Below are 22,758 nucleotides of genomic sequence, written 5' to 3'. Positions count from 1 at the left end.
CCACGCCTGCCGATCGGTCAGGCATGGTGACGCGATGGCTGCGCCGGTCTGGCCGCTGGCCGGCGCGTTCGCGGCCGAGACCTGGGCCTGACCGCCGTCGCCGAGGGCGTAGAGACCGCCGAGCAGGCAGCCGACCTGCACCGCCTGGCTACCGCTTGGCCCAGGGCTGCCACGTCGGCAGGCCAGTCGTGCAGCCCGACTTCCACAAGCCGGCCGAGCTAACCACCACCTGACCTGGCGTCAGACTGGGCGGGAGTCTGCCCGCGCTTTGGCGAAGAATTCGGCCATGTCGGCGGCCATCGCCTCCGGTGCCTCCATCGCCACGAAGTGGTGGCGGGAGATGTTGTGTTCGGGCCAGTGGGTGATGCGGTTGGTGCGCTCGGCGAAGCGCCGGATTCCGGGCGGCCCGGTGAAGACGCCGGTCGGGACGGCCCGCTGACCCTCCGGCCAGGCGAACCCGCTTGTGTCGTACATCGGCCACGACGACGTCCCGAAGGTGCGCGTAAACCAGTAGACGCTCAGGTTCGTCAGCAGCGCATCGCGGTCGAGCACCTCGTCGAGCGGCTCCTTGGCCGCGCTGAACTCGTGGAACTTCTGCAGCATCCACGCCAGCGCGGCGACCGGCGAGTCGTGCCACCCGTAGGCGAACGTCTGCGGCGCCGCCCGCAACAGCGCGTGGTGGTCGACACCGGACATCCAGTCTTGTTGCTGCATCGCCGCGAACGCCGCCCGCTCCTCCTCGGTCATCTCGGGCACGTCCGCCTCGGTCGGGAAACCCAGCCCCGCGATCACGTAGACCCCGGCGACGTGCTCCGGATCAACCTTGGCCACCTCGGGCGCGACATAGGCGCCGAGGTCACCGCCCTGCGTCCCGTACCGCTCGTAACCCAGCCGGCGCATCAGCTCGGCCCACAGCCCGGCCACCCGCGCCACGCTGAACCCGGCCTCCCGCGGCGGCGCCGAGAACCCGAAGCCCGGCACCGACGGCACGACCACGTCGAAACCGCGGGCCACGAGCGGCCCGATCAGGTCGCGGAACTCGACGAACGTGTTCGGCCACCCGTGTGTCAGCACCACCGGGAACGCGTCCGGCTCACCCGACCGCACGTGCAGGAAGTGGACCGCCTGCCCGTCGATCTCCTCGATGAACTGGGGGAACTCGTTGAGTCGCCGCTCCTGCGCGCGCCAGTCGAAACCGTCGCGCCAGTAGCCGGCCACCTCCCGCAGATAGTCCGCCGGCACGCCTCGCCGCCAGTCGTCGCCGGGCAACTGGGGCGTCCACCTCGTACGGGCGAGGCGATCGTGCAGGTCGTCGAGGTCGGTCTGCGGGATCTCGATGCGGAAAGGTGTCATGCCACCGACGCTAGGAGCCATTGCGGTCAGTTCCTGTCCGGATAGGTGCGCGGCGTGTAGACGAACGTGCCACCATCGGCCCGGCTCACCGCGCGGGTCCGGCTCGACCCGACGATCAGCAGGCAGCGCATGTCCACCGTGGCCGGATCAAGCTCTCCGAGCGTGGTGACCCGGACGGTCTCGTCGGGCCCGCCGACGTCCCGGCCGACCACCACGACCGTCTCGGGATCGCGCTCGGCCAGCAGCAGCCGGCGCGCCTCGGCCAGCTGGGTGACCCGGGTGCGTGACGCCGGGTTGTAGATCGCGATCACCAGGTCGGCGCGGGTGGCCGCGGTCAGCCGCTCGGCGATCACCTCCCACGACTTCAACCGGTCGGACAGCGAGACGACACAGAAGTCGTGGCCCAGCGGCGCACCGACCCGGCTCGCCACCGCCTGCGCCGCGGTCAGGCCGGGCACGATCCGGATCGGCACGTCCTTCCACTGCGGATCGTCGGCCGTCTCCAGCACCGCGGCCGCCATCGCGAACACGCCCGGGTCGCCCGAGGACACCACCGCCACGCGCCGCCCGCGTTTGGCCAGGTCGAGCGCGAACGCCGCCCGCTCGGCCTCGACCCGGTTGTCCGACGCGTGCCGCTGCTGCCCGGGAACATGGGGCACCCGGTCGACGTAGGTCACGTAACCCACCACGTCGTCGGCCTCCGCCAGGGCGGCCCGCGCCTCGGGCGTCAGCCAGTCGCGGCTGCCCGGTCCCAGCCCGACGACCGTGACACCGCCGATGTCCCGGGTGGCCTTGACGCGGTTCGACGGGTCGCGGCTCGGCACCAGCGCCAGGGAGAAATACGGAACCGAATCGGGATCCACATCGGCCACCCGGCCGGTGCGCTCGCGGTCGGTCGTGGCCCGTTCCACATACCAGGCCTCGTCCAGCCGCCCGGCCCTCTCGAGCGCCTCGCGCACACCACCGAAGGTCCGCCCGAGCTTCATCACCGCCGCCGAGTCGGTCTCGGCCAGCCGGGCCGCCAGCACGTCGGGCGGCAGCGTCCCAGGCAGCACGGTCAGCACCTCGTCGCGTTCCACCAGCGGCCGCCCGAGCACCGCCGCCGCCGCGCTGACCGACGTCACACCCGGCACCACCACCGTCTCGAAGCGGTCAGCCAGCCGTTTGTGCATGTGCATGTAGGACCCGTAGAAGAACGGATCGCCCTCGGCCAGCACCACGACATCGCGTCCGGCCTCAAGATGGACCGCGAGCCGCTCGGCGCTCTCGGCGTAGAACTCGTCGATCGCGCCCTGATAACCGCCGGGATGGTCGGTCGTCTCGGTGGTGACCGGGTAGATCAGCGCCTCCTCGATCTGCCCGGGCCGGAGGTAGGGCTCGGCGATCGCGCGCGCGTTGCTGCGCCCGTGGCGCGCGGCGTGATAGGCCACCACCCCGGCCGCCGTGATCAGCCGGGCGGCCTTGACCGTCACCAGTTCCGGGTCGCCGGGGCCCAGCCCGACGCCGTACAGCCGGCCGCTCATTCCCGCTCCGAGGCCAGCGCGTTGACCGCCGCCGCCGTGATCGCGCTGCCGCCCCGCCGCCCACGCACCACCAGGAACTCCAACCCGGACGCGGCCAGCGCGTCCTTCGACTCGGCCGCGCCGATGAAGCCGACCGGGATGCCCAGCACCGCCGCCGGCCGGGGCGCGCCGGCCGCCACCATCTCGAGTAACCGGAACAGAGCGGTCGGCGCGTTCCCGATCGCCACCACCGCGCCGTCGAGCCGGTCGCCCCACAGATCCATCGCCGCGGCGCTGCGCGTGGTGCCCAGCCGCTGGGCGAGCCCGGGAACGGCCGGGTCGCGCAGGGTGCACACCACGTCGTTGTTCGCGGGAAGACGACCGCGCGTCACGCCGGACGCGACCATCTCGGCGTCGCAGAGGATCGGCGCGCCGTCCTGCAACGCCTTGCGGGCGGCCGTGGCCAGGCCGTCGCTCCAGCCCACGTCGGGCACCAGGTCGACCATGCCGCAGGCGTGGATCATCCGCACCACGACCGGCGCCAGGTCGGCGGGCAGCCCGCCGAGGTCGGCCTCCGCGCGGATGGTCGCGAACGACCGCCGATAGATCTCCGCGCCGTCGCGCTCGTATTCCATCACGCCCTCCTCGCCCTCGTGACCAGCGCGCCCACGCCGCTCACGGGTGCCGTACCGCTTCCCTGCGGCCCGGTCACCGTGTAACCGTCCCCGGTCGCCTCGACCCGGACATGCTCTCCCGCCGGGCTGCCGCAGCCGCGCGCGCAGCCGATCCAGTGCACCGGCAGGCCTTCGCCGAAGGTCGTGGCCGCGTCGGCGTCATGTCGCACGTCGGCCAGCGCCCTCGCGCACCCCGGTCGCCCGGCGCAGGCGGTCACCCCGGACCAACGCGACCCGGGCGCCACCTCGAGACCCACACCGGCCAGGTCACGCAGCCACCGCTCGGCGTCGTCGCGGCTCTGATCGAGGACGACCACGCCACGCCACGGCGTCACGGTCAGGTCACCGGCCTCGGCCAGCACCGCGAGCTGAGTCTGGTGGAGCAGGCCGAGCGGGGCCAGCGCGGCCGCGGCGAACCGCCCGTCGGCTTGCTCGACGACGCCGATCGGCTCGGTCGCGACCGGTGGCGTCACCGCGCTCGACGGGTTCAGCGCGACGCCCAGGCGGGTCGCTGTGCGTGTGGCGACCTCGGCCGGGCCGTCGGCCAGCTCGCGCAGGCGCCAGGCCGGGACGGACCGCTCGGCCCGCACCTCGAGGAAGGAGTACGCCCCGGCGGTCAGCGCCGCGACCACCGCGTCGACGGGCACCCGCAGGCCCTCGTCGCGCCCGGCGAACAGGATCGCCGCGCCCTCGGCCGTCTCGACGGCGGCCAGATCGGCGGCGGCCGGCGCCGGGCCGACCGCGAACAGGAAGCGCCCGGGCAGGCCGGCCAGGCCGGGCTCGGCACACACCGCCCGGTCGAGGGCGCGGACCAGCGGGCGGACCTCCCACCCGCCGGCGGTGGGAACTGCGGCGATGTTGCGTACCAGCTCATGGGTTTCGGACGGCAGCAGGCCGCACCCCCGCAGCGCCTCGGCCAGCGCCTGGGCCGGGGCCTCGACGAGGGCACGGAGCTGGGCGTTGGCCCGGGAGGTGATCTCGAGGTGGTCGTCACCCCAGCGGCGCGCGATGGTCGCGAGCGTTGCCACCTGTGCGCCGGTGAGCAGGCCGCCGGGCAGCCGGACGCGTGCCAGCGGCCCGTCGGCCGCGGCGTGCAACCGCAGCGCGCCGGGACAGGCGTCGACGTCCGAGTGCCGGACCGAAGGAGAACTCACGGGCCGGACACTACCCAGCCCAGCAGACGCTGATGTAAGCCTGCGTCAGCAGCGTCACATCGGCCGGGGCCGCTTGACGGCGCTGATCGCGGACCGGAAGGGTGGAAGGCCACGAGCGGCGAAGGTTCGTGGAGGAAGCCGGTGCGATTCCGGCGCGGTCCCGCCACTGTCACGAGCCAGGAACTCCACGAATGTGTCGTCAACCCTTCGACCCCGGGGCGCGGACCCCGGATGGGAGCGCGCGTGTTTCTCCTGCTGTCGACCTCTGACACCGACCTTCTGAGCGCCCGGGCCAGCGGCGCCGCCTATCGGCCGGCCAACCCCGCACGCACCGGGGCCGACGAGCTCCCCGCGCTGCTGGAAGGCGTCGATCTGGTCGTCGTGCGCCTGCTCGGCGGCCGCCGCGCCTGGCCCGAGGGCCTCGACGCGCTGCTGGCCGGCCAGGTCCCGGTCGTGGTGCTCGGTGGCGAGCAGGCGCCCGACGCCGAGCTGATGAAGCTGTCCACCGTCCCGGCCGGGGTGGCCGCCGAGGCACACGGCTATCTCGCGTACGGCGGCGCGGCGAACCTCGCGTCCCTGCACGACTTCCTCTCCGACACGATCCTCCTCACCGGCCACGGCTTCGCGCCCGCGGCCGAGGCGCCCGACTGGGGTGTCCTCGAACGCGAGGCGGCCCCCGCGACCGGCCCGACCGTGGCGATCCTCTACTACCGCGCCCACCACATGGCCGGGAACACCGCGTTCGTCGAGGCGCTGTGCCAGGCCATCGAGGCGCAGGGTGCGACGCCGTTGCCCATCTTCACCGCCTCCCTCCGGCGCATCGGCCCCGAGCTGCTCACCGAGCTGCGACGGGCGGACGCCCTGGTGGTGACCGTGCTCGCGGCCGGCGGCACCCAGCCCGCCACGGCCGGCGCCGGCGGTGACGACGAGGCGTGGGATGTCGGCGTGCTCGCCGAGCTCGACGTGCCGATCCTCCAGGCGCTCTGCCTGACCAGCAGCCGGGCCACGTGGGCGGCGAGCGATGACGGGCTGTCCCCGCTCGACGCGGCCACCCAGGTGGCGATCCCCGAGTTCGACGGCCGGATCATCACGGTGCCGTTCTCGTTCAAGGAGATCGACCCCGACGGCCTGTCGATCTACGTGGCCGACCCGGAACGCGCCGCCCGGGTGGCCGGCATCGCGTTCCGGCACGCCCGGCTGCGACACATCCCGCCGGCCGAGCGGCGCGTCGTGCTCATGCTGTCGGCCTACCCGACCAAGCACTCACGCATCGGTAACGCCGTCGGTCTCGACACGCCGCAGTCCACGGTCCGGCTGCTCGCCGCGCTGCGCGACGCCGGCTACCGCGTCGGCGGGTTCGACCAGTACGACGGCGACGGCCTGATCCACACGCTGATCGCGGCCGGCGGGCAGGACCCCGACTGGCTCACCGAGGAGCAGCTGGCCGGCAACCCGGTGCGGATCAACGGCGAGAAGTACGCTCGGTGGTTCGCCACGTTGCCGTCGGAACTGCGCGCCGCCATGACGGAACACTGGGGCCCGCCACCGGGCGAGCTCTACGTCGACCAGGGCGACATCGTGCTCGCCGCGCTCCGTGACGAGAACGTTGTCGTGATGGTCCAGCCGCCCCGTGGTTTCGGCGCCAACCCGGTGGCCATCTACCACGACCCCGACCTGCCGCCCAGCCACCACTACCTGGCGGCCTACCGCTGGGTGGCCGACGAGTTCCGCGCCGACGCGGTCGTGCATGTCGGCAAGCACGGCAACCTCGAGTGGCTGCCCGGCAAGAACGTCGGCATGTCGGCGGCCGACGGCACCGACGCCGCGCTCGGCGACCTTCCGCTGATCTACCCGTTCCTGGTCAACGACCCCGGCGAGGGCACCCAGGCCAAGCGCCGGGCCCACGCCACGCTGATCGATCACCTGATCCCGCCGATGGCGCGGGCCGAGTCGTACGGCGACATCGCCCGCCTCGAGCAACTGCTCGACGAGCACGCCAACATCGCCGCGCTCGACCCGGCGAAACTGCCCGCGATCCGGGCCCAGATCTGGACGCTGATCCAGGCCGCCCGCCTCGACCACGACCTCGGCCTGTCCGACCGGCCCGGCGACGAGGAGTTCGACGAGTTCATCCTGCACGTCGACGGATGGCTCTGCGAGGTCAAGGACGTGCAGATCCGCGACGGCCTGCACGTGCTGGGCGCGGCGCCGGCCGGCGAGGCCCGCGTCAACCTGGTGCTGGCGATGCTGCGCGCCCGGCAGATGTGGGCCGGTAAGGTCGCCGCGCTGCCCGGCCTGCGCGAGGCCCTCGGGCTGGCCGAGGACGCGCCCACCCACGAGGTCGACCGCGTCGAGGCGCAGGCCAAGGCGCTGGTACAGGCCATGGAGGACGCGGGCTGGCCGGCCTCGGCGGCCGGGTTCACCGACGACGAGCAGGTTCAGGGGGTGCTGGAGTTCGCCGCCGCCGAGATCGTGCCGCGGCTCGCGCGGACCACCGACGAGATCACCCACACGCTGCACGCGCTGTCCGGCGGCTACGTCCCGGCCGGGCCGAGCGGGTCACCGCTGCGCGGCCTGATCAACGTGCTGCCGACCGGCCGCAACTTCTACTCGGTCGACCCCAAGGCCATCCCCAGCACGCTGGCCTGGGAGACCGGGCAGGCGATGGCCGACTCGCTGCTCGCCCGCTACCGCCAGGACTACGGGGACTGGCCGAGGTCGGTGGGCCTGTCGGCCTGGGGGACCAGCGCGATGCGTACGGCCGGCGACGACATCGCCGAGATCCTGGCGCTGCTCGGCGTCCGCCCGCTGTGGGACCAGGCGTCCCGCCGCGTCACCGGCATCGAGCCGATCACGCTCGGCGAGCTGGGCCGCCCCCGCATCGACGTGACGGTCCGCATCTCCGGCTTCTTCCGCGACGCGTTCCCCCATGTGGTGGCGTTGCTCGACGACGCGGTCAAGCTGGTCGCCGAGCTGGACGAGCCTCATGACCAGAACTTCGTCCGCGCGCATGCGGTCGCCGACCGGGAACAGCACGGCGACTGGCGGCGGGCCACCACGCGGATCTTCGGGTCGCGGCCGGGCGCGTACGGCGCCGGCATCCTGCCGCTGATCGACAGCCGCAACTGGCGCGACGACGCCGACCTCGCCGAGGTCTACGCGGTGTGGGGCGGGTTCGCGTACGGGCGGGACCTCGACGGGGTGCCGGCGCGACCGGACATGGAGTCGGCGTACCGGCGCATCGAGGTGGCCGCCAAGAACATCGACACCCGCGAACACGACATCGCCGACTCGGACGACTACTTCCAGTACCACGGCGGCATGATCGCCACGGTCCGCGCGCTGACCGGGCGGGCGCCCGCGGCGTACATCGGCGACTCCACCAACCCCGACGCGACACGAACCCGCAGCCTGACCGAGGAGACCGCGCGCATCTTCCGCGCCCGCGTGGTCAACCCGCGGTGGATCGCGGCGATGCGACGGCACGGCTACAAGGGCGCGTTCGAGCTGGCCGCGACGGTCGACTACCTCTTCGGGTACGACGCGACGGCCGGCGTGGTGGCCGACTGGATGTACGAGCAACTCGCCGCGTCCTACGTGCTCGACCCCGAGAACCAGGCGTTCATGACCAAGTCGAACCCCTGGGCTCTGCACGGCATCACCGAGCGCCTGCTCGAGGCGGCCGACCGCAAGCTGTGGGACTCGCCCGACCCCGAGACGCTGGCCGCGTTGCGCGAGGTCTACCTGGCCACCGAGGGCGACCTGGAGGGCGATGACGAGTAGCTAATCCCGGTCGCGGCGCCGCAGGAGGTAGGTGTCCATGATCCAGCCGTGGCGCTCGCGGGCCTCCGCGCGCACCTGCTTGATCTCCTCGGCCACCTCTTCGACCGGACCGGACCGCAAGATCTCGTCGGCGGTGCCGATGTAGGCGCCCCAATAGATGTCGGCGTCCGTCACGGTGCCGAACGACAGGGCGGCGTCGAGCATCACCACGACGTCCTCGACGCCGGCCGGCCACCCTTCGGTCGTGAGCCGCCGGCCGGTCGTGATCTGCACCGGGCGGCCGACCCGGTTGAGCGGCACGCGATGCTTCGCGGCCAGCGCGGACACGCTGCTGATGCCGGGGATCACCTCGTACTCGAACGTGATCGCGCCGCGGCCCAGGATCTCGTCGAGGATCGCGATCGTCGAGTCGTAGAGCGTGGGGTCGCCCCACACCAGGAACGCGCCGGTCTCGTCGTCGAGCAGGTGCTCGGTGATCAGCGCCTCGGTTACCGCCGAGCGGCGGCTGCGCCAGTCCTCGACCGTGCCCACATAGTCGTCGGGCTTGCGGTCCCGATCGGGGTCGCGGCCCTCGGCGATCCGGCGGCTCGGCCGGGCGTACCCCTTCAGCATGCGCCGCCGCAGCTCGATCATGCTTTCCTTGGCCTCGCCCTTGTCCAGCAGGAAGAACACATCGGTCCGGCCGATCGCCTTCGCCGCCTGCAGGGTCAAGTGGTCCGGGTCGCCGGCGCCGATCCCGATGACATAGATCTTCCGCACGGCCCCACTATGACGGACGCCCCGCGCCGGTCACCCGGGCGGGGCGTGCGTCGCTCCGCTGGTCAGCGTCGCCGATACCGGCCCCGGCGCGGGCGGCGAGGTCCTCGCGTTCCCGACCGGGGCGCTTGGGCCGCGGCCTCACGGAGCAGGTGCTCATGCCGAAGCCGGTTGGCCTGCACAACGAGGTACATGCTGCCGTTCACGCCGTTCCTCCAATGTCCCGGCGGCCCGGTCGTTCCGGCCGCCGCCAAGAGAGTCGCCGCTGGCTCTTGCGCGCGACTTGCCGCTCTTGCGCGCGGCTGAACACGGCTCCGGCGAGCGCGGGTCTTGGGGTGGCTGGTTCGGCGGAGGGCGGGAACGTCGGTGAGAGCTGCGGGGCAACGCGACCGGCGGTCGGGGACCGTGGGTCAGAGCTGCGGGGCAACGCGCCGTGGGTCAGGAGGTCGCGGTCAGAAGGCTGTGGATCAGGGGGCGGTGGCGGCGGCTCGGGCGTATTCGAGGGCCAGCTGGAGGGCGCCGGTCAAGGGGGCGTCGGCGCCCAGGGCGCCGTGCTCCAGGCGGGTGGGGCCCGGGAAGGTGATCAGCTCCCGGACCTTGGGGAGCAGGGAGGGGTGGGTGCCTACGGGGCCGCCCAGGAGGAACAGGGCCGGGTCAACCACGGCGGCCACCGAGACGATGGCTCGGGAGAGGGCCTCGGCGAGCTGGCGGATGGCTGTCTCGGAAGGCTGGTCGAGGAGGGCCAGGACGGCGTTGACGTCTACGTAGGGGGCGTCGTTGCGGTCGAAGCCGCCCGCTCGGAGGTCGCCGGACAGGGTGGGGGAGACGATGCCCGGCAGGTAGCCGATCTCGCCGGCCAGGCCGTGCGCGCCTCGGATCAGCTGGTGGCCGATGTAGAGGCCTACGCCCATGCCGGCGCCCAGGTAGACGTAGGCGAAGCTGGACTCGCCGGCGGCCCGGCCCAGGCGGTGCTCGGCCAGGGCGGCCAGGTTGACATCGTTGTCGGCGAGGATGGGCGCGTTGGTCAGGTCGGCCAGCATGCGTTCGGGGCTGAGCAGGCCGTCGGGGAACGGCGTGCCGTGCAGGGCGACCACGGATTGGGTGGCGGGGTCGACCGGGCTGGCGATCGAGACGCCGATCGCGCGGAACGGGCCCCGCCCTACCGCGAAGCCCGCCCGGCCCGGATCGGCGGCCCGCGCGCTGAGGGACGAGGGCGGCGAGGCCGCAGAGAGCGCGGGGCTGATCGGAGACGGCGCCGGGCTAATGGGAGACGGTGCCGGACTGGTGGCCGATGGTGCGGGGCTGGTGGGGGACGGTGCCGGACTGGTGGCCGATGGTGCGGGGCTGGTGGGGGACGGCGCGGGGCTGGTGGGGGACGGCGCGGGGCTGGGGGGTGGCGGGGGAGTGGACAAGGTTGTTCCGCTGGTGGTGGCCAGGCGGATGACCAAGGAGCGGACCGAGGCGGTCAGCTCGGCCACGTTGCCGGGGGAGGTGGGTGGGTTGGCGTCCTCGTGGAGGACCGCGCCGGAGAGGTCGGTGGCTCTTGCTCGCACGCCGGTTTGGGAGATCTCCAGGCCCAGCACCCAGCCGGCTCGGGCGCCGAGGGAGTAGAACGTGCCTACGCGGCCGCGTTTGCCTGTCTCCTGGAGGCCCGACGCGTCGAGGAGGCCCTGCGCGACCATGCGGCGGACCGCCTCCGACACTGTGGGGCGGGAGTAGCCGGTCAGGGCGGCCAGTTCGGCGCGGGTCGTCTGTCCGCGCCGGATGGTCTCGTCGAGCAGGCGCCGGTCGGTGGCCGCGCGCAGCACCGCCTGCGGGAGCGCCCGCTCCGGATCGGTCACCGTCCCGCCCTCCCCACCGGTCATCCACGACGACGACAAAGCGATCGCGCCGGCGCCGAAAGGTCTCGGCCGGCGTCGACAGCGATCGCGCCGGCCGAGCCCACACCCAGCCGGAAGGCCGGGCGGCCGCCCGCATGAGGGTCTCCACAGTAGATCAACTTCCTGTGACCCGCCTGGGGGCCGCGCCCGGCGCGACTTCCGACACACCGCCGCTGCCGATGAAGGGTGACGTTGCGCCCTTGGTGGTGCTTTGCAAGGAAAGCGGCGCAGCGTCGGCGCTGGGTGAGGTTGCTCTGCGAGGTAGGCGGTCAAAAGGGCGGACGAGGAGGGCGGTTGAGGAGGGCAGGCGCCGCGGCAAACGCTAGTTGTGGGTGACGGTGAGGCGGTAGAACTTGACCTTCGCCCCGTTCGTGGTGCTCTCTGAGGACGACTGGTTGTAGGAGCCGGCCTTGAAGTACTGCTTGTACGGGTTGAAGGACGACGGGATGGTGTAGTTCGTTGTGCTGCCGTTGGCGGTCAGGTTGATGCGGTTGCCGGTCACGTTGATGACGTAGGTCCATCGCTGGCCCAAGGGCACGTTCCCCACGTGGTGGAGGGTCTGGCCGCCGGCGGGGGAGTTCTCGGTGCCGAGGAAGATGTCGCCGTTGGGGCGGTAGTAGAGCTCGAGCAGCGGCTTGGTCGACGAGCCGCCCGAGCCCAGGTGCACCTGGCCGACACAGACGTTCTTGGTCACCGCCGGGATCCGCAGCTCGGCGCTCATCGTGTGGTTGCCGGCCAGCGGCCAGTCGGCGGCGCTGCCGTTGGCGTTCATCTCGCGCAGCTCGGACCGCGCGTAGTTGGAGTTCGGCGTGGTCACGCCCTTCTCCGGCGCCCAGAACGTCATCGAACCGTCGTTCTTGTCGGTCCAGAAGTAGGCCGGGTTGGTGTACCCGCTGCGCCCGCGGAGCTGGGACGGCGGGATCGTGGTCGGACTGCCGGGTGACCCGATCGGCAGCTGGAGCGACCAGATCGACAGGTCGAAGTTGCCGCCGGGCGGCAGTGCGGGGTCGAGCGCCGCGGCCGACGCGGACGAGACGCCGGCGACGCCGAGCACACCGGCGACGCCCGCCGACACGGCAACCGCCAGAAGAAGCCTTCTCTTCATGGACACAACCCTTCAACGAACCAACGGGGAGAACTGGAAGGTTATTTAACAGTTCGAAGGATGTCAATGAATGAAGGGACAAGCGGAAGGAGAGCGAACGAAGAGGCAAGCGGGAGGAGAACGGATTCGCCAACCCGAAGGAAAGTCAGACGCGCGCAAGCAAAGGCAACGACGCTCCAGAACCGCAGAGGGCAAGAGGCACACCCAGGGCGAGCCCCGCAAATAGAACCGGAGTGGCGGGACAGCGTGGCGGGCATCGTGGCGGGGCAGCCTGGCGGTTAGTCAGACAGGATGGGGACTGATGGGCCTAGCTCTCGGCCCAGGGTGGCGGCCCGCATGATGGACGAGCTGCCGTACTTGTCGCGTACCGCGTCGAGGGCGTTGTCGAGCTGATCGACATCGGGAACGGGAGCGAACGGCAGCTCGAGCTGTTGGTGGCCGTCGGTGTCGAGGTTGCTCACCGCCAGCCCGATCAGCGTGAGCCCCCGTTCGGCGATCAGGGCCCGGTTCTCGGTCAGCAGCGCGCGAGCGGTGGCCAGGATCGACGCCGTCTGCATGGACGCCTTCCACATGCTGCGGGATCGCGTCGCCCGGGTGAAGTCGTTGAACCGGAACCGCAGGGTGACCGTGCGCCCGGACCGTTTCGCCGCGCGCATCCGCCTGGTCACCCGGTCGGCCAGGGCGGCCAGCACCGCGTCGATCTCGTCGAACGAGCGCTCGCGCCGCCCGAGCGCGCACTGTGAGCCGATCGACCCGCGGCGCACACCGGTGCGTACTCGTCGAGGGTCGCGGTTGTGGGCCAGCGCGTGCAGGTGGCGGCCGGCGTGCGAGCCGAGGATCGCCACCAGCGCCGCCTCGCCGATGCGGGCCACGTGGCCGACCGTGAGGATGTGTCGCTCGCGCAGCTTGCCGGCGGTGATCGGGCCGACGCCCCACAGCCGCTCGATCGGCAGCGGATGGAGGAACGCCAGCTCCTGATCGGGCGGCACCTCCAGCAGCCCGTCCGGCTTGCCGACGGCGCTGGCCACCTTGGCCAGGAACTTGGTTCGGGCCACCCCGACGGTGATCGGCAGCCCGACCCGCTCGCGGACCTCGGCGCGTAATCGCCCGGCGATGGCGACCGGCGTACCGCGGATCTTGAGCAGCCCGCCCACCTCGAGGAACGCCTCGTCGATGGAGATGCCCTCGACGATCGGCGTGGTGTCCTTGAACACGCCGAACACCGCCTTCGACGCCGCCGTGTAGGCCGACATACGCGGCGGCACGACGACCGCGCGCGGGCACAGGCGGCGGGCCTGGGTGACGCCCATCGGTGTGCGTACGCCGAACGCCTTGGCCTCGTAGCTCGCGGCGAGCACCACACCCATGCCGACCAGCACCGGACGCCCGCGCAGGGCGGGGTCGTCACGCTGCTCGACGGACGCGTAGAACGAGTCGAGGTCGGCGTGCAGAATGGTCGCCTGATCATGCACGGAGTTAGATTAGAACACTTGTTCGACCATTGGGAGGCCCCGACCGTGTCCCGTCCACCCCTCGCCGAGCAGTTCGACCTGCGGCCCCACCCCGAGGGCGGCTGGTTCCGTGAGACCTTCCGCTCGACGACCACGATCAACCTCGATGGGTACGCCGGCCCGCGCGCCGCCGCGACCGCGATCTACTTCCTGCTCCAGCCGGGCGAGCGCTCGGCCTGGCATGTGGTGCGTTCCGACGAGCTGTGGTTCTGGCATTCCGGCGGCCCGCTCGAGCTGAGCCTCGGCGGCCGGGGCGAGTCCCCCGTGCTGCAGAACACAGCCGTGCTGGGCGTCACCAATCCACAGGTGCTGATCCCGGCGGCCACCTGGCAGGCGGCTGTTCCCGCAGGTCAGGAGCCTGTTCTGGTGAGCTGCGTGGTGTCCCCGGGCTTCGATTTCGCCGACTTCCGCCTGGCCGAGTGAGCCCGCGGATGCAGGCCGAGTGAGCCGCGGGTGAGGGCGGAATAGCGACCCCCCGGACGCAGTTGGACCGTCGGGTTCAACCAAGGAAGGGAAAGACCGATGCTGCGGCTTTCCGCACGCGTCTTCGACACCACCCGGGCTTCGGGGTGCCGGCTCGACGCGCATCGCGAGGACGACACGCTCCACCTGGGCATCTATCTGCCCGGCGCCGACCCGGCCGACGTCGCCGTGGACGTGACGGACGACATGGTCACGATCAGCGCGGCCCGCCGCCGGAGCGACGAGCAGGTGGTCGAGGATCAGATCGTGCTGCCGGACGGTCTCGACTGTGACCGCCTCGACGCCCGGTACGCCGAGGGTGTGCTCACCCTGCGGATTCCGAAGAAGGCCGGAACTCCAGCCAGTTCACGTTGACGAAGTCGTCGGGGGCCTCGTTGGCGAAGGTCACGAAGACGGTGTGCGGCCCGGTCACCGGCGTCATGTCGGTGGTCTGAGTCACCCAGTTCTGCCACCCGCCGGTTCGCGCCGTACTCAGCGTCGCGACCGGCGGGTTCTCCGCGCTGTCGATCCGGACGAGGATCTTGCCGTCCTTGTCGGTGTCCGACGCCACCCGCACGTTCACCGAGGCCGGTGCCGCCGGCCCGAAGTCGACGTGGTCGAACCGCAGGAAGTCGCCGTTGTTGATCCACCCGGCGTTGCGCCCGCCCCCGGTGTCGGAGGTGTCCTGCATCTCCAGCCCCGAGACCTGAGCCGCGTCCTCGACCTGCAAGGTGATCTTGCGTGCGGGCGGGGGAGGACTGGCCGACGGTGACGGTGACGGCGAGGGCGAGGAGGACGGAGGCGGGGGCTCGGCAACGGTCGGAGAAGACGCCGACGACCGCCCGAGCAGCCAGCCGGCCACGAGCAGCACCACCACACCGGCCGCGATGAGCAGCCGGTTGCGCAGCGTGCGCGATCGCGATTTGTAGACCGTCGCCGACATAGCGGAAGAGGCTAGCGGATCAGGCCGGGACCTCGGCGACGATCGACTCCGCCGGCGGCTCGGCGAAGTGGCACGCCACCTTCTGTGCGGGCGCCTTCTCGTCCAGCGGCGGGTCGATCTCGGCGCAGATGTCCTCGGCCTTCCAGCAGCGGGTGCGGAACCGGCAGCCGGACGGCGGGTCGACCGGGCTGGGCACGTCGCCGACCAGTCGGATCCGGGTCTTCGGCGGCACGCCCCGGACGACGGCAATGTCCGGCACCGCGGAAAGCAGCGCCTGCGTGTACGGGTGCTGCGGCTTCTCGTACAGCGCGTCGCGTGGCGCCTCCTCGACAACCCGGCCCAGGTACATCACCGCGACCCGGTCACAGAAGTGCCGGACCACGCCGAGATCGTGCGCGATGAACACGAACGCGATGCCGAGCTCCTTGCGCAGGTTCTCCAGCAGGTTCATCACCTGGGCCTGGATCGACACGTCGAGCGCGGACACCGGCTCGTCGGCCACGATGATCTTCGGCTGGGTGGCCAGCGCCCGGGCGATGCCGATGCGCTGCCGCTGACCGCCGGAGAACTCGTGCGGGTAGCGGTTGTAGTGCTCGGGGTTCAGGCCGACCATCTCGAGCAGCTCCTGCACCCGCGGCAGCTCGCCCTTCTTGTCAACCAACTCGTGGGTACGCAGGGCGGTGCCGACGATGGCGCCGACCGTGTGCCGGGGGTTCAGCGACGAGTACGGGTCCTGGAAGATCAGCTGGATCTCCCGCCGGTACGGCCGCAGCTTCCGCTCGGACAGGTGCGCGATGTCGTGGCCCTGGTACTTGATCTTCCCGCGGGTCGGTTCGAGCAGCCGGGTGATCAGCCTGGCCGTGGTCGACTTGCCGCAGCCGGACTCGCCGACCAGGCCGAGGGTCTCGCCGGCGTTGACGGTCAGGTTGACGCCGTCCACCGCCTGCACCCACTTGGTGCCGCGGGCCAGCAGCCCGTCGCCCGACGTCCTGAAGTGCATCGCCAGGTCGTCCAGCTGCAACAGGGGTGCGCCCTCGACGCGGCGGATCCCGCCCTCGGCGGAGCGCCCGTTCGCTGTGGTGGTCATGGTCGTTCCTTACGGCAGCCGGGGCAGGATCTCGGACCGGAAGATCTGGTCCGGGTCCTTGAGATGGCAACGCGATGTGCGGCCCGGGTCCGCGGTCCGCGGGATCAGGTCGGGTTTGAGGGTGGTGCACAGGTCGCCCGGGACCCGGTCGCGGAACTCGCAGCGCGGGTGGAAGGCGCAGCCGGACGGCACGGCGAGCAGGCTGGGCGGCGTGCCGGGGATCGGGTGCAGCGGCTGCGGCTCGCCGGCCAGCGCCGGGATGCTTTCCAGCAGGCCCCAGGAGTACGGGTGCAGCGGCTGCCCGAGGATCTTGTCGACCGGGCCGTGCTCGATGGCGTTGCCGGCGTACATGACCAGGATGTCGTCGGCGATCTCGGCCACCACGCCCAGGTCGTGCGTGATGAAGACGACCGCGGAGCCGAAGTCGCGCTGCAGGTCGGCGATCAGGTCGAGGATCTGCGCCTGCACGGTCACGTCCAGTGCCGTGGTCGGCTCGTCGGCGATCAGCAGCTTCGGGTCATTGACCAGCGCCATCGCGATCATCGCGCGCTGCCGCATGCCGCCGGAGAACTCGTGCGGGTAGTTGTCGATCCGGCGCCGCGGGTTGGGGATGCCGACCCGGTCGAGCATCTCGATGGCGCGCGCCTTGGCCTTGCTCCGGGAGACCTTGTTGTGCGTCCGGTACGCCTCGGTGATCTGGTCGCCGATCGTGAAGTACGGGTGCAGCGACGACTGCGGGTCCTGGAAGATCATCGCGGAGTCCTTGCCGCGGTAGTTCTCCAGGTCCTTCTCGCTCAGCCCGACGATCTCCCGGCCGCCCACCTTGATCGAGCCGGAGATGCGGGCGGTCTTCGCGTCGTGCAGGCCCATCACGGCCATGCTGGAGACGCTCTTGCCCGAGCCGGACTCGCCGACGATCGCCAGCGTGCGGCCCAGCGGCAGCGAGTAGCTGAGGCCCTGCACCGCCTTGACCATGCCGTCCGCGGTCGGGAACTGCACCTGCAGGTCGGTGACCTGGAGGTACGCCTCTTCGTTGAGCCCGCGGGCGCGGGCCGTGCGGGTCACGGTCTGCGGGGCCCGGATGCTCTGGTCGCTCATGTCGCCGCCTCAGTGGTGCGTAGGACTGGGTGGATCATCCGAGCCGGACCCGCGGGTCCAGGAACGTGTACGCGATGTCCACCACGAGGTTCATCACGACCAGCACGATCGAGCCGACGAGCACGCCGCCGAGCAGCACCGGCAGGTCGGACTGGCCGAAGGCCCGGAGGGTCAGGTTGCCGAGGCCGGGCAGGTCGAAGATCCGCTCGGTGAAGATGGCGCCGGTGAGCTGGGCGGCCAGGTCGACACCGAAGATCGTCGCGACCGGGGTGACCGCGGCGCGCAGACCGTGGCGGTACACGACCCGGTTCTTCGAGATGCCCTTGGAGCGCGCCGTGCGTACGTAGTCCTGGCCCAGCGCCTCGATCATCGAGGCCCGCGAGTAGCGCGTGTAGGCCGCCGCGTTGGTGAAGCCCAGGCAGAGCCAGGCCGCGAGCAGTCCGCTCGCCCAGGCCAGCGGATTGTCGGTCAGGTTGGTATAGCTGGTGTCCGGTAGCGGGGGGATCAGGTACAGCGCGACGATCAGCGCGAAGACGAAGTACGGGAACGAGTTGAGCACCAGCGCGGTGCCGACCACGGCCTTGTCGAGCGGCGTACCCCGGACCTGCGCCGCCGCGGTGCCGGCCAGGATGCCGATGCCCAGGTAGACCACCGCGCCGCCGAGCACGATCGACAGGGTCACCGGGACCGCCTGGGCGAGCAGCTTGGTGACCGGCTGGCCGAGCGTGTACGAGTAGCCGAGGCAGGGCGCCGAGCATGTCTGTACGGTGCCGCCGGACTCGAACTCGCGGTCGACGACCAGGCCCTTGAGGTACAGGCCGATCTGCACCGCCGCCGGCTCGTCGAGGTGCAGGCTGTGCTGGATGTTCTGGAGCCGCTCGGGCGTGCACCGCGGCCCGCACATGACGCCGGCCGGGTCGGTGGGGGCCAGGAAGAACAGCGCGAAGCTGGCCACCAGCGTCACGATCACCACGGAGACGGCGCTCACGAGGCGTCGAAGGATGTAGAGCAGCACAGCTCGCTCCTGCGTTCGGGATTGTTCAAGGTGGAACAGTCGGGGGGAGGGGAGAGGGGCCTACGTTCGCGGTGGCCCAGCCGCCCCGGAGGACGACCGGACCACCGCGGGTCCCGCTGGGTGAGGAGCGTCAGCTCTTCAGGTACATGCTGGAGAGAACCGGCAGGCTGGTGGTCGGGTCACCGACGGACTTGCCGACGTTGGTGCCCTGGACGAGCGCCAGCTTGTCGTAGTACAGCGGCAGAGCGATGTACTTCTCGAAGATCTCCTTGTCGAGCGCGGCCCACTTGGGCGTGGCCTGCTCGGTCGGGAGGTTGTTGATGTCGTCGATCTTCTTGTCCAGCTCCTTGTCGGCGAGCATGCCCCAGGTGCTGCCGTCGGCGACGCTGCTGGACTTGAAGAGCACCGGGAACCACGAACCACCGGTCGGCCAGTCCGAGCACCAGCCGCGCGGCGACTGACCGGTGTTCACCGGGGCGTCGTAGTCGCTGGTCTTGGAGCGCAGGTCGGCGGTGGCCACACCGATCGCCTTGACCTTGAAGCCGGCCTTGGTCAGCGCGTCGGTGCGGACCTGGCTGACCTGCTGCGGGATCGGCTTGGTGTTGTCGTAGTAGTAGCTGATCTCGAAGCCGACCTTGCCGGCCGCCTCGAGCATCTTCTTGGCGCCCTCGGGGTCGCCGGCGCCGGTGCCGCTGAGGTCGGGGACCGGCGGGTACTTCTCGTAGCCCGGCACGGACGGCGGAAGCACCGTGCTGGCGCGCTCGGCGACGTAGTCGTTGAAGCCGCCGGCCTTGAAGCTGGCGTCGTACGGCCACGCCTTGGCGATCGCCTTACGGATCTCCAGCGGGATCTTCCGGCTGTCCAGCTGCCACACGATCGTGCAGGAGCTCTGACCCTGGAGCAGCTGCGTCTCCTTGCCCTTGAGCTGCGGGATCAGCGAGGAGTCGAGCGGGTCGTAGTTGATCGCGTTGGCGTCCGCGCCGTTGCTGTTGAGCACCGCGGTCTGGCTCTTCACCACGTCGACACCCCAGTTGAAGGTGAAGGTGTCGGGGTAGGCGTGCCGGACCGGGTCGGTCTTCGGGTCCCAGTTCGGGTTCCGCTTGAGCACCAGCTTGGTGCCGGCCTGGTACGTGTCGAACATGTACGGGCCGGTGGCGACCGGGTGGTTCTTGTAGTCCTGCTTGGTGTCCTTCGCCTTCTGGATCGGCGTGAACAGCGGGAAGGACATGTAGAACGGCAGGTCCTGGAACTTCTGCCGGAGGTGGATGATCAGGGTGTCGGTGCCCTGGGTCTCCACACCCGAGTAGGTGTCGCCGCTGGTGTACGGGCCCTTGTACTTGTCGCCGTCCTTGAAGTAGGCGAGCTGGTAGGCCGGCCCGTTCGGGTAGACGTCGTGCGCGAACGAGCGCTTGATCGCGTACGCCAGGTCTTCCACCTTGACGACCGTGCCGTCCTCGTACTTGATGCCCTGCTGCATCTTGAACGTCCAGGTCAACCCGTCGGCCGACGGGGTGCCGACGTCGGTCAGGTCGGGCACCAGGGTCGGCTTGCCGTCGCGGATGTCGAACTGCGTCGGGGTGCGCAGCACCAGCTTGCTGATGCCGTTGGCGTCGACGTAGTAGTTGTCCGTCGGGTCGAAGGTGGCCGGCGTGGTCTGCGCCTGGATCTCGAGGTTGCCGCCCTTGTGGGAGCCCTCGATCTCGGGCGCGGGACCCTTGGCGTTGGCGTCGATGGCCTGCGACTGCGTCGTGATCTTGCCCGTGTCGGCGTCACCGCCGCCACTGTCGCGGTTCGACGACGGGCTCGAGCAGCCCGCCAGGGCCAGGGCGACGGCGGCCGAAGCTGCCACCGCCACATGGAATCGCCTACCCATTTCTCCTCTTCTCATTACTGGGCGTGACAGAACGTCACCGTCGGGTGCGGGGGTCGAAGGCGTCCCGCACCGAGTCGCCGAGCAGGCTCAGCGACAGCACGAGGAACGTGATGGCGGCCACCGGGATCCACAGATAGAGCGGGTCTTCCCGGTAGTACGACTGTGCTTGGGAGATGGTCACGCCCCACGAGGGCGTCGGCTCGGTGAGGCCGACACCGAGATAGGTAAGACCGGCCTCGAGCACGATGACGGTCGGCAGGGCCAGCGAGACCGAGATGACGATGGGCGCCACCAGGTTGGGCAGCAGCTCCTTGAACAGCACCTTGCGGGTCGGCACGCCGAGGACCTTGGCCGCCTGGACGAACTCGCGCTCGCGCAGGGAGAGCACCTCACCGCGGATCAGCCGGGCCAGCGGGGCCCAGCCGAAGAAGGAGAGCACGAAGATCAGCGAGTAGAAGCGGACGGTGGCCACCTCGTTGGTGCCCGCGCCGTCGGCCGAGCCGACGAACACGGTCAGCAGGACCGCCGGTACGGCGATCGCGAAGAGCAGGTAGGGCAGGCTCAGGACGAAGTCGATGACCCAGGAGAGCACCCGGTCGATCCAGCCGCCGGCGAATCCGGTGATCAGACCGGCGGACACCCCGATGATGGTCTGGATGATCGTCACCGAGCTGGCCACCAGCAGCGACGGGCGGGCGCCGTAGACGAACCGGGCGAACAGGTCGCGGCCGAGCCGGGGCTCGATGCCGAGCCAGTGCTCGGTGTTCGGGCCGATGGTCGGGAAACCGTACTCGTCGGTGAGGTCCTGGTGCAGCGTCGCGATGTCCTGGCCCTCGAGTTTGGCCAGCAGCGGAGCGAAGATCGCGATCAGCACGAAGAACAGGAACACGCACGCGCAGACGACCGCGAGACGGTCCTGGCGGAGCCGGGCGAAGGCGATCGCCGTCGGGGACTTGCCCCGTGTGGAGACCCGCTTCGCCTGCGTGGCCGGGACCGGGGGCGGGCCCGGGTCAATCAGCGGTTCCACGCGGTGTCACCTCCCATAACGCACGAGACCTCCACGTGCCTTGGTGCGTGAGAGGTATTCGGGTGCTGCGGGTGCGAACGTAGCCCGACATTCGGTTCGTAGGAAATGAGTTGACGCATCGAATGAATAACGTATGGCGTATGACACGCGTCACAACACGGTCCGTTCCCTTTCGCAGAGTGGGACGCCATTGTGCAAAACCGGCGTTTTGCTGATTCGATTCGCCCCATACGCACCAGATCACACTACATACGGCTATCAGCCTTGCACGCAAAGTCACAGGCGGTCAGCCGGATGAGTTGTTACGTCGCGGTTTCCGAAGTGTGCTCGCCGCCCCCCACCTCGGCATCGACTGTGGTACACGCTCCGTGGCCGGCGCCGGAAGATCTCTCGCGTCGCCCCGGCGCGGGGCGGGTCCTTCCCGTCGGCAGCGGTTCCGGCGGGGCGCTTGCCGGTGAGCAAGCGATGACGGATGGTTACTCGTCGATGCGGACGCCATTCCCTTCGTCCTTTCCGATTGGTATCGACGGCAGTGGATGATCTTGCCCGGAATGGTGCCTCGCGACCGGCTCGGAGACCGTTCCGCATTGACCGTTTGGCATCTGTCGAAGTGGCACTCATGATCGTGAGAGCGCTCTCACAGTCGAGGCGAAGTCTCCCGACTGTGACGGAGCGTGACGGTCAGGCGTACCCCATGTCCGCCCCCGACGCGACCCTGGCCGGACCGGTGGCGCGAACCCGCCGGGGTCCGCGCCGGACAACCAGGAGTCGCTGGTGCACAGCGGCGACCCCACGTCGATCGGGATCACGCTGACCGCGTTCTGAGCCTTCCGCCGGTGGTAGCTCGTGGCGGTATCCGGCCCTCGGATACCGAGAAGCGCTACCACCGGCTTCGGGGTCACGGCGGGCGACCTCACCGGCGCCGGAAGCGGCGCCGGTCCCCGTTAGATCTTCGGGAGCAGGACGTTCACCACGTCCTTCTCCTTGGCCGCGTTCTCGTCGTCGCTGTCACCGCGGGAGTAGACGTCCACCTGCACCGTCCCGTAGAGGACGTAGAGGTGGCCGGCCAGCGTGAACGCCTTCTCGCCGAGCCCGTCGACCTCGGTGGCGCCGTCGATCTGCACCTCGTAGTCGGACGGCGTGGTGCGGGACAGGAACACCGCGAGCTGGCCGCTGGGCTGTTGCCACTGGCAGAAGCGGGCGGCGTCGCCCGGGCTCGCGCCGTCCTCGTCCCGCTGGCTGATCTCCCGGCCGGTGAGCTGCTTGACCTCGGCGTCACTCAGCAGCGTGCACGGGTCGGGGATGTCGCCGGAGTCCTTGACCGAACCGATCTTCGACTCCGATGACGGCGTCGGCTCGGCGGTGGCCTCATCGGTGGCGGTCGTCGCGGCCGGCGTGGGCGCGGGCGCGGCCTGCACCTTGTCGAGGAGGGAGCAGCCGGTGAGGGAGAGGAAGGTGACGAGAGCGGCGGCGGCTAAACGGGGGCGTTTCATTCTTCTCCCTGGGTCGACCGTCGTCCGCGGTGGGCGACGTGC

The 22,758-nt window shown here is 70.7% G+C and carries 18 protein-coding genes and 1 riboswitch; of the genes, 3 read left to right on the top strand and 15 right to left on the bottom strand.

All coding sequences use genetic code 11. The annotated features are described in order from the left end of the window. Positions 1-240: 240 nt before the first annotated feature. Genes AB0M54_RS09680 through AB0M54_RS09665 form a run of 4 tightly spaced genes read right to left on the bottom strand, consistent with a single transcriptional unit; the run spans position 241 to position 4,683 of the window. Positions 241-1,353, bottom strand: a complete 1,113-nt coding sequence (locus AB0M54_RS09680) for an epoxide hydrolase (protein ID WP_364470157.1) — start codon at positions 1,351-1,353, stop codon at positions 241-243. Positions 1,354-1,379: 26 nt separating this feature from the next. Continuing rightward, positions 1,380-2,876, bottom strand: coding sequence for a precorrin-2 C(20)-methyltransferase (locus tag AB0M54_RS09675; RefSeq protein WP_364316277.1), 1,497 nt, complete (start codon positions 2,874-2,876; stop codon positions 1,380-1,382). After that, the gene (locus AB0M54_RS09670; RefSeq protein ID WP_364470155.1) at positions 2,873-3,493 is read right to left on the bottom strand and encodes a precorrin-8X methylmutase; all 621 of its coding nucleotides are present in this window, start codon (positions 3,491-3,493) and stop codon (positions 2,873-2,875) included. Before AB0M54_RS09670 ends, AB0M54_RS09675 begins: the two co-directional genes overlap by 4 nt. After that, the gene (locus AB0M54_RS09665) at positions 3,490-4,683 is read right to left on the bottom strand and encodes a precorrin-3B synthase (protein WP_364470153.1); all 1,194 of its coding nucleotides are present in this window, start codon (positions 4,681-4,683) and stop codon (positions 3,490-3,492) included. Before AB0M54_RS09665 ends, AB0M54_RS09670 begins: the two co-directional genes overlap by 4 nt. 72 nt (positions 4,684-4,755) lie before the next feature. After that, positions 4,756-4,888: riboswitch (cobalamin riboswitch) on the top strand. Between the two features lie 26 nt (positions 4,889-4,914). On the opposite strand from AB0M54_RS09665, the gene cobN reads away from it, so the two are divergent. Next, the gene (gene cobN / locus AB0M54_RS09660; RefSeq protein WP_364470151.1) at positions 4,915-8,466 is read left to right on the top strand and encodes a cobaltochelatase subunit CobN; all 3,552 of its coding nucleotides are present in this window, start codon (positions 4,915-4,917) and stop codon (positions 8,464-8,466) included. On the opposite strand, the gene cobF is transcribed toward cobN, so the two are convergent. From cobF to dinB, 4 genes are all read right to left on the bottom strand, one after another. Further along, on the bottom strand, positions 8,467-9,225 hold the full coding sequence (gene cobF, locus AB0M54_RS09655) for a precorrin-6A synthase (deacetylating) (RefSeq protein ID WP_364316286.1): 759 nt from the start codon (positions 9,223-9,225) through the stop codon (positions 8,467-8,469). Positions 9,226-9,689: 464 nt separating this feature from the next. After that, the gene (locus AB0M54_RS09650) at positions 9,690-11,087 is read right to left on the bottom strand and encodes an ROK family transcriptional regulator (protein ID WP_364316289.1); all 1,398 of its coding nucleotides are present in this window, start codon (positions 11,085-11,087) and stop codon (positions 9,690-9,692) included. Between the two features lie 337 nt (positions 11,088-11,424). Then, positions 11,425-12,207 (bottom strand): polysaccharide lyase family 7 protein, encoded by a 783-nt coding sequence (locus tag AB0M54_RS09645; RefSeq protein WP_364470149.1) that lies wholly within the window; start codon positions 12,205-12,207, stop codon positions 11,425-11,427. Positions 12,208-12,485: 278 nt separating this feature from the next. Then, on the bottom strand, positions 12,486-13,679 hold the full coding sequence (dinB, locus tag AB0M54_RS09640) for a DNA polymerase IV (protein ID WP_364470147.1): 1,194 nt from the start codon (positions 13,677-13,679) through the stop codon (positions 12,486-12,488). A 45-nt stretch (positions 13,680-13,724) separates the two neighbouring features. On the opposite strand from dinB, the gene AB0M54_RS09635 reads away from it, so the two are divergent. After that, a complete protein-coding gene (locus tag AB0M54_RS09635; RefSeq protein ID WP_364470145.1) occupies positions 13,725-14,141 on the top strand; it encodes a cupin domain-containing protein in 417 nt (138 codons plus the stop codon). A 99-nt stretch (positions 14,142-14,240) separates the two neighbouring features. Then, a complete protein-coding gene (locus AB0M54_RS09630; RefSeq protein WP_364316299.1) occupies positions 14,241-14,555 on the top strand; it encodes an Hsp20/alpha crystallin family protein in 315 nt (104 codons plus the stop codon). Here the strand turns inward: AB0M54_RS09630 and AB0M54_RS09625 are convergent. The 7 genes from AB0M54_RS09625 to AB0M54_RS09595 form a co-directional block, all read right to left on the bottom strand. Beyond that, positions 14,506-15,123, bottom strand: a complete 618-nt coding sequence (locus AB0M54_RS09625; protein ID WP_364470143.1) for a carbohydrate-binding protein — start codon at positions 15,121-15,123, stop codon at positions 14,506-14,508. The two genes, AB0M54_RS09630 and AB0M54_RS09625, sit on opposite strands and share 50 nt — an antisense overlap. A gap of 19 nt (positions 15,124-15,142) precedes the next feature. Continuing rightward, the gene (locus AB0M54_RS09620) at positions 15,143-16,123 is read right to left on the bottom strand and encodes an oligopeptide/dipeptide ABC transporter ATP-binding protein (RefSeq protein WP_364317153.1); all 981 of its coding nucleotides are present in this window, start codon (positions 16,121-16,123) and stop codon (positions 15,143-15,145) included. Positions 16,124-16,219: 96 nt separating this feature from the next. Next, positions 16,220-17,185: an ABC transporter ATP-binding protein gene (locus tag AB0M54_RS09615; protein ID WP_364317154.1), complete on the bottom strand. Its 966-nt coding sequence runs from the start codon at positions 17,183-17,185 to the stop codon at positions 16,220-16,222. Positions 17,186-17,342: 157 nt separating this feature from the next. After that, complete coding sequence (locus AB0M54_RS09610; protein ID WP_364470141.1) at positions 17,343-18,323, bottom strand: ABC transporter permease; 981 nt, start codon at positions 18,321-18,323, stop codon at positions 17,343-17,345. Between the two features lie 130 nt (positions 18,324-18,453). Beyond that, positions 18,454-20,172: an ABC transporter substrate-binding protein gene (locus AB0M54_RS09605; RefSeq protein ID WP_364470139.1), complete on the bottom strand. Its 1,719-nt coding sequence runs from the start codon at positions 20,170-20,172 to the stop codon at positions 18,454-18,456. A gap of 58 nt (positions 20,173-20,230) precedes the next feature. Beyond that, on the bottom strand, positions 20,231-21,223 hold the full coding sequence (locus AB0M54_RS09600; RefSeq protein ID WP_364470137.1) for an ABC transporter permease: 993 nt from the start codon (positions 21,221-21,223) through the stop codon (positions 20,231-20,233). Positions 21,224-22,167: 944 nt separating this feature from the next. After that, complete coding sequence (locus AB0M54_RS09595; RefSeq protein ID WP_364470135.1) at positions 22,168-22,716, bottom strand: DUF3558 family protein; 549 nt, start codon at positions 22,714-22,716, stop codon at positions 22,168-22,170. Positions 22,717-22,758 lie beyond the last annotated feature (42 nt).

Source organism: Actinoplanes sp. NPDC051470 (assembly GCF_040682035.1).
Lineage (GTDB): Bacteria > Actinomycetota > Actinomycetes > Mycobacteriales > Micromonosporaceae > Actinoplanes.
Note: the sequence above shows the minus strand (reverse complement) of the source record. Positions and strands in the feature narration are given on the sequence as shown.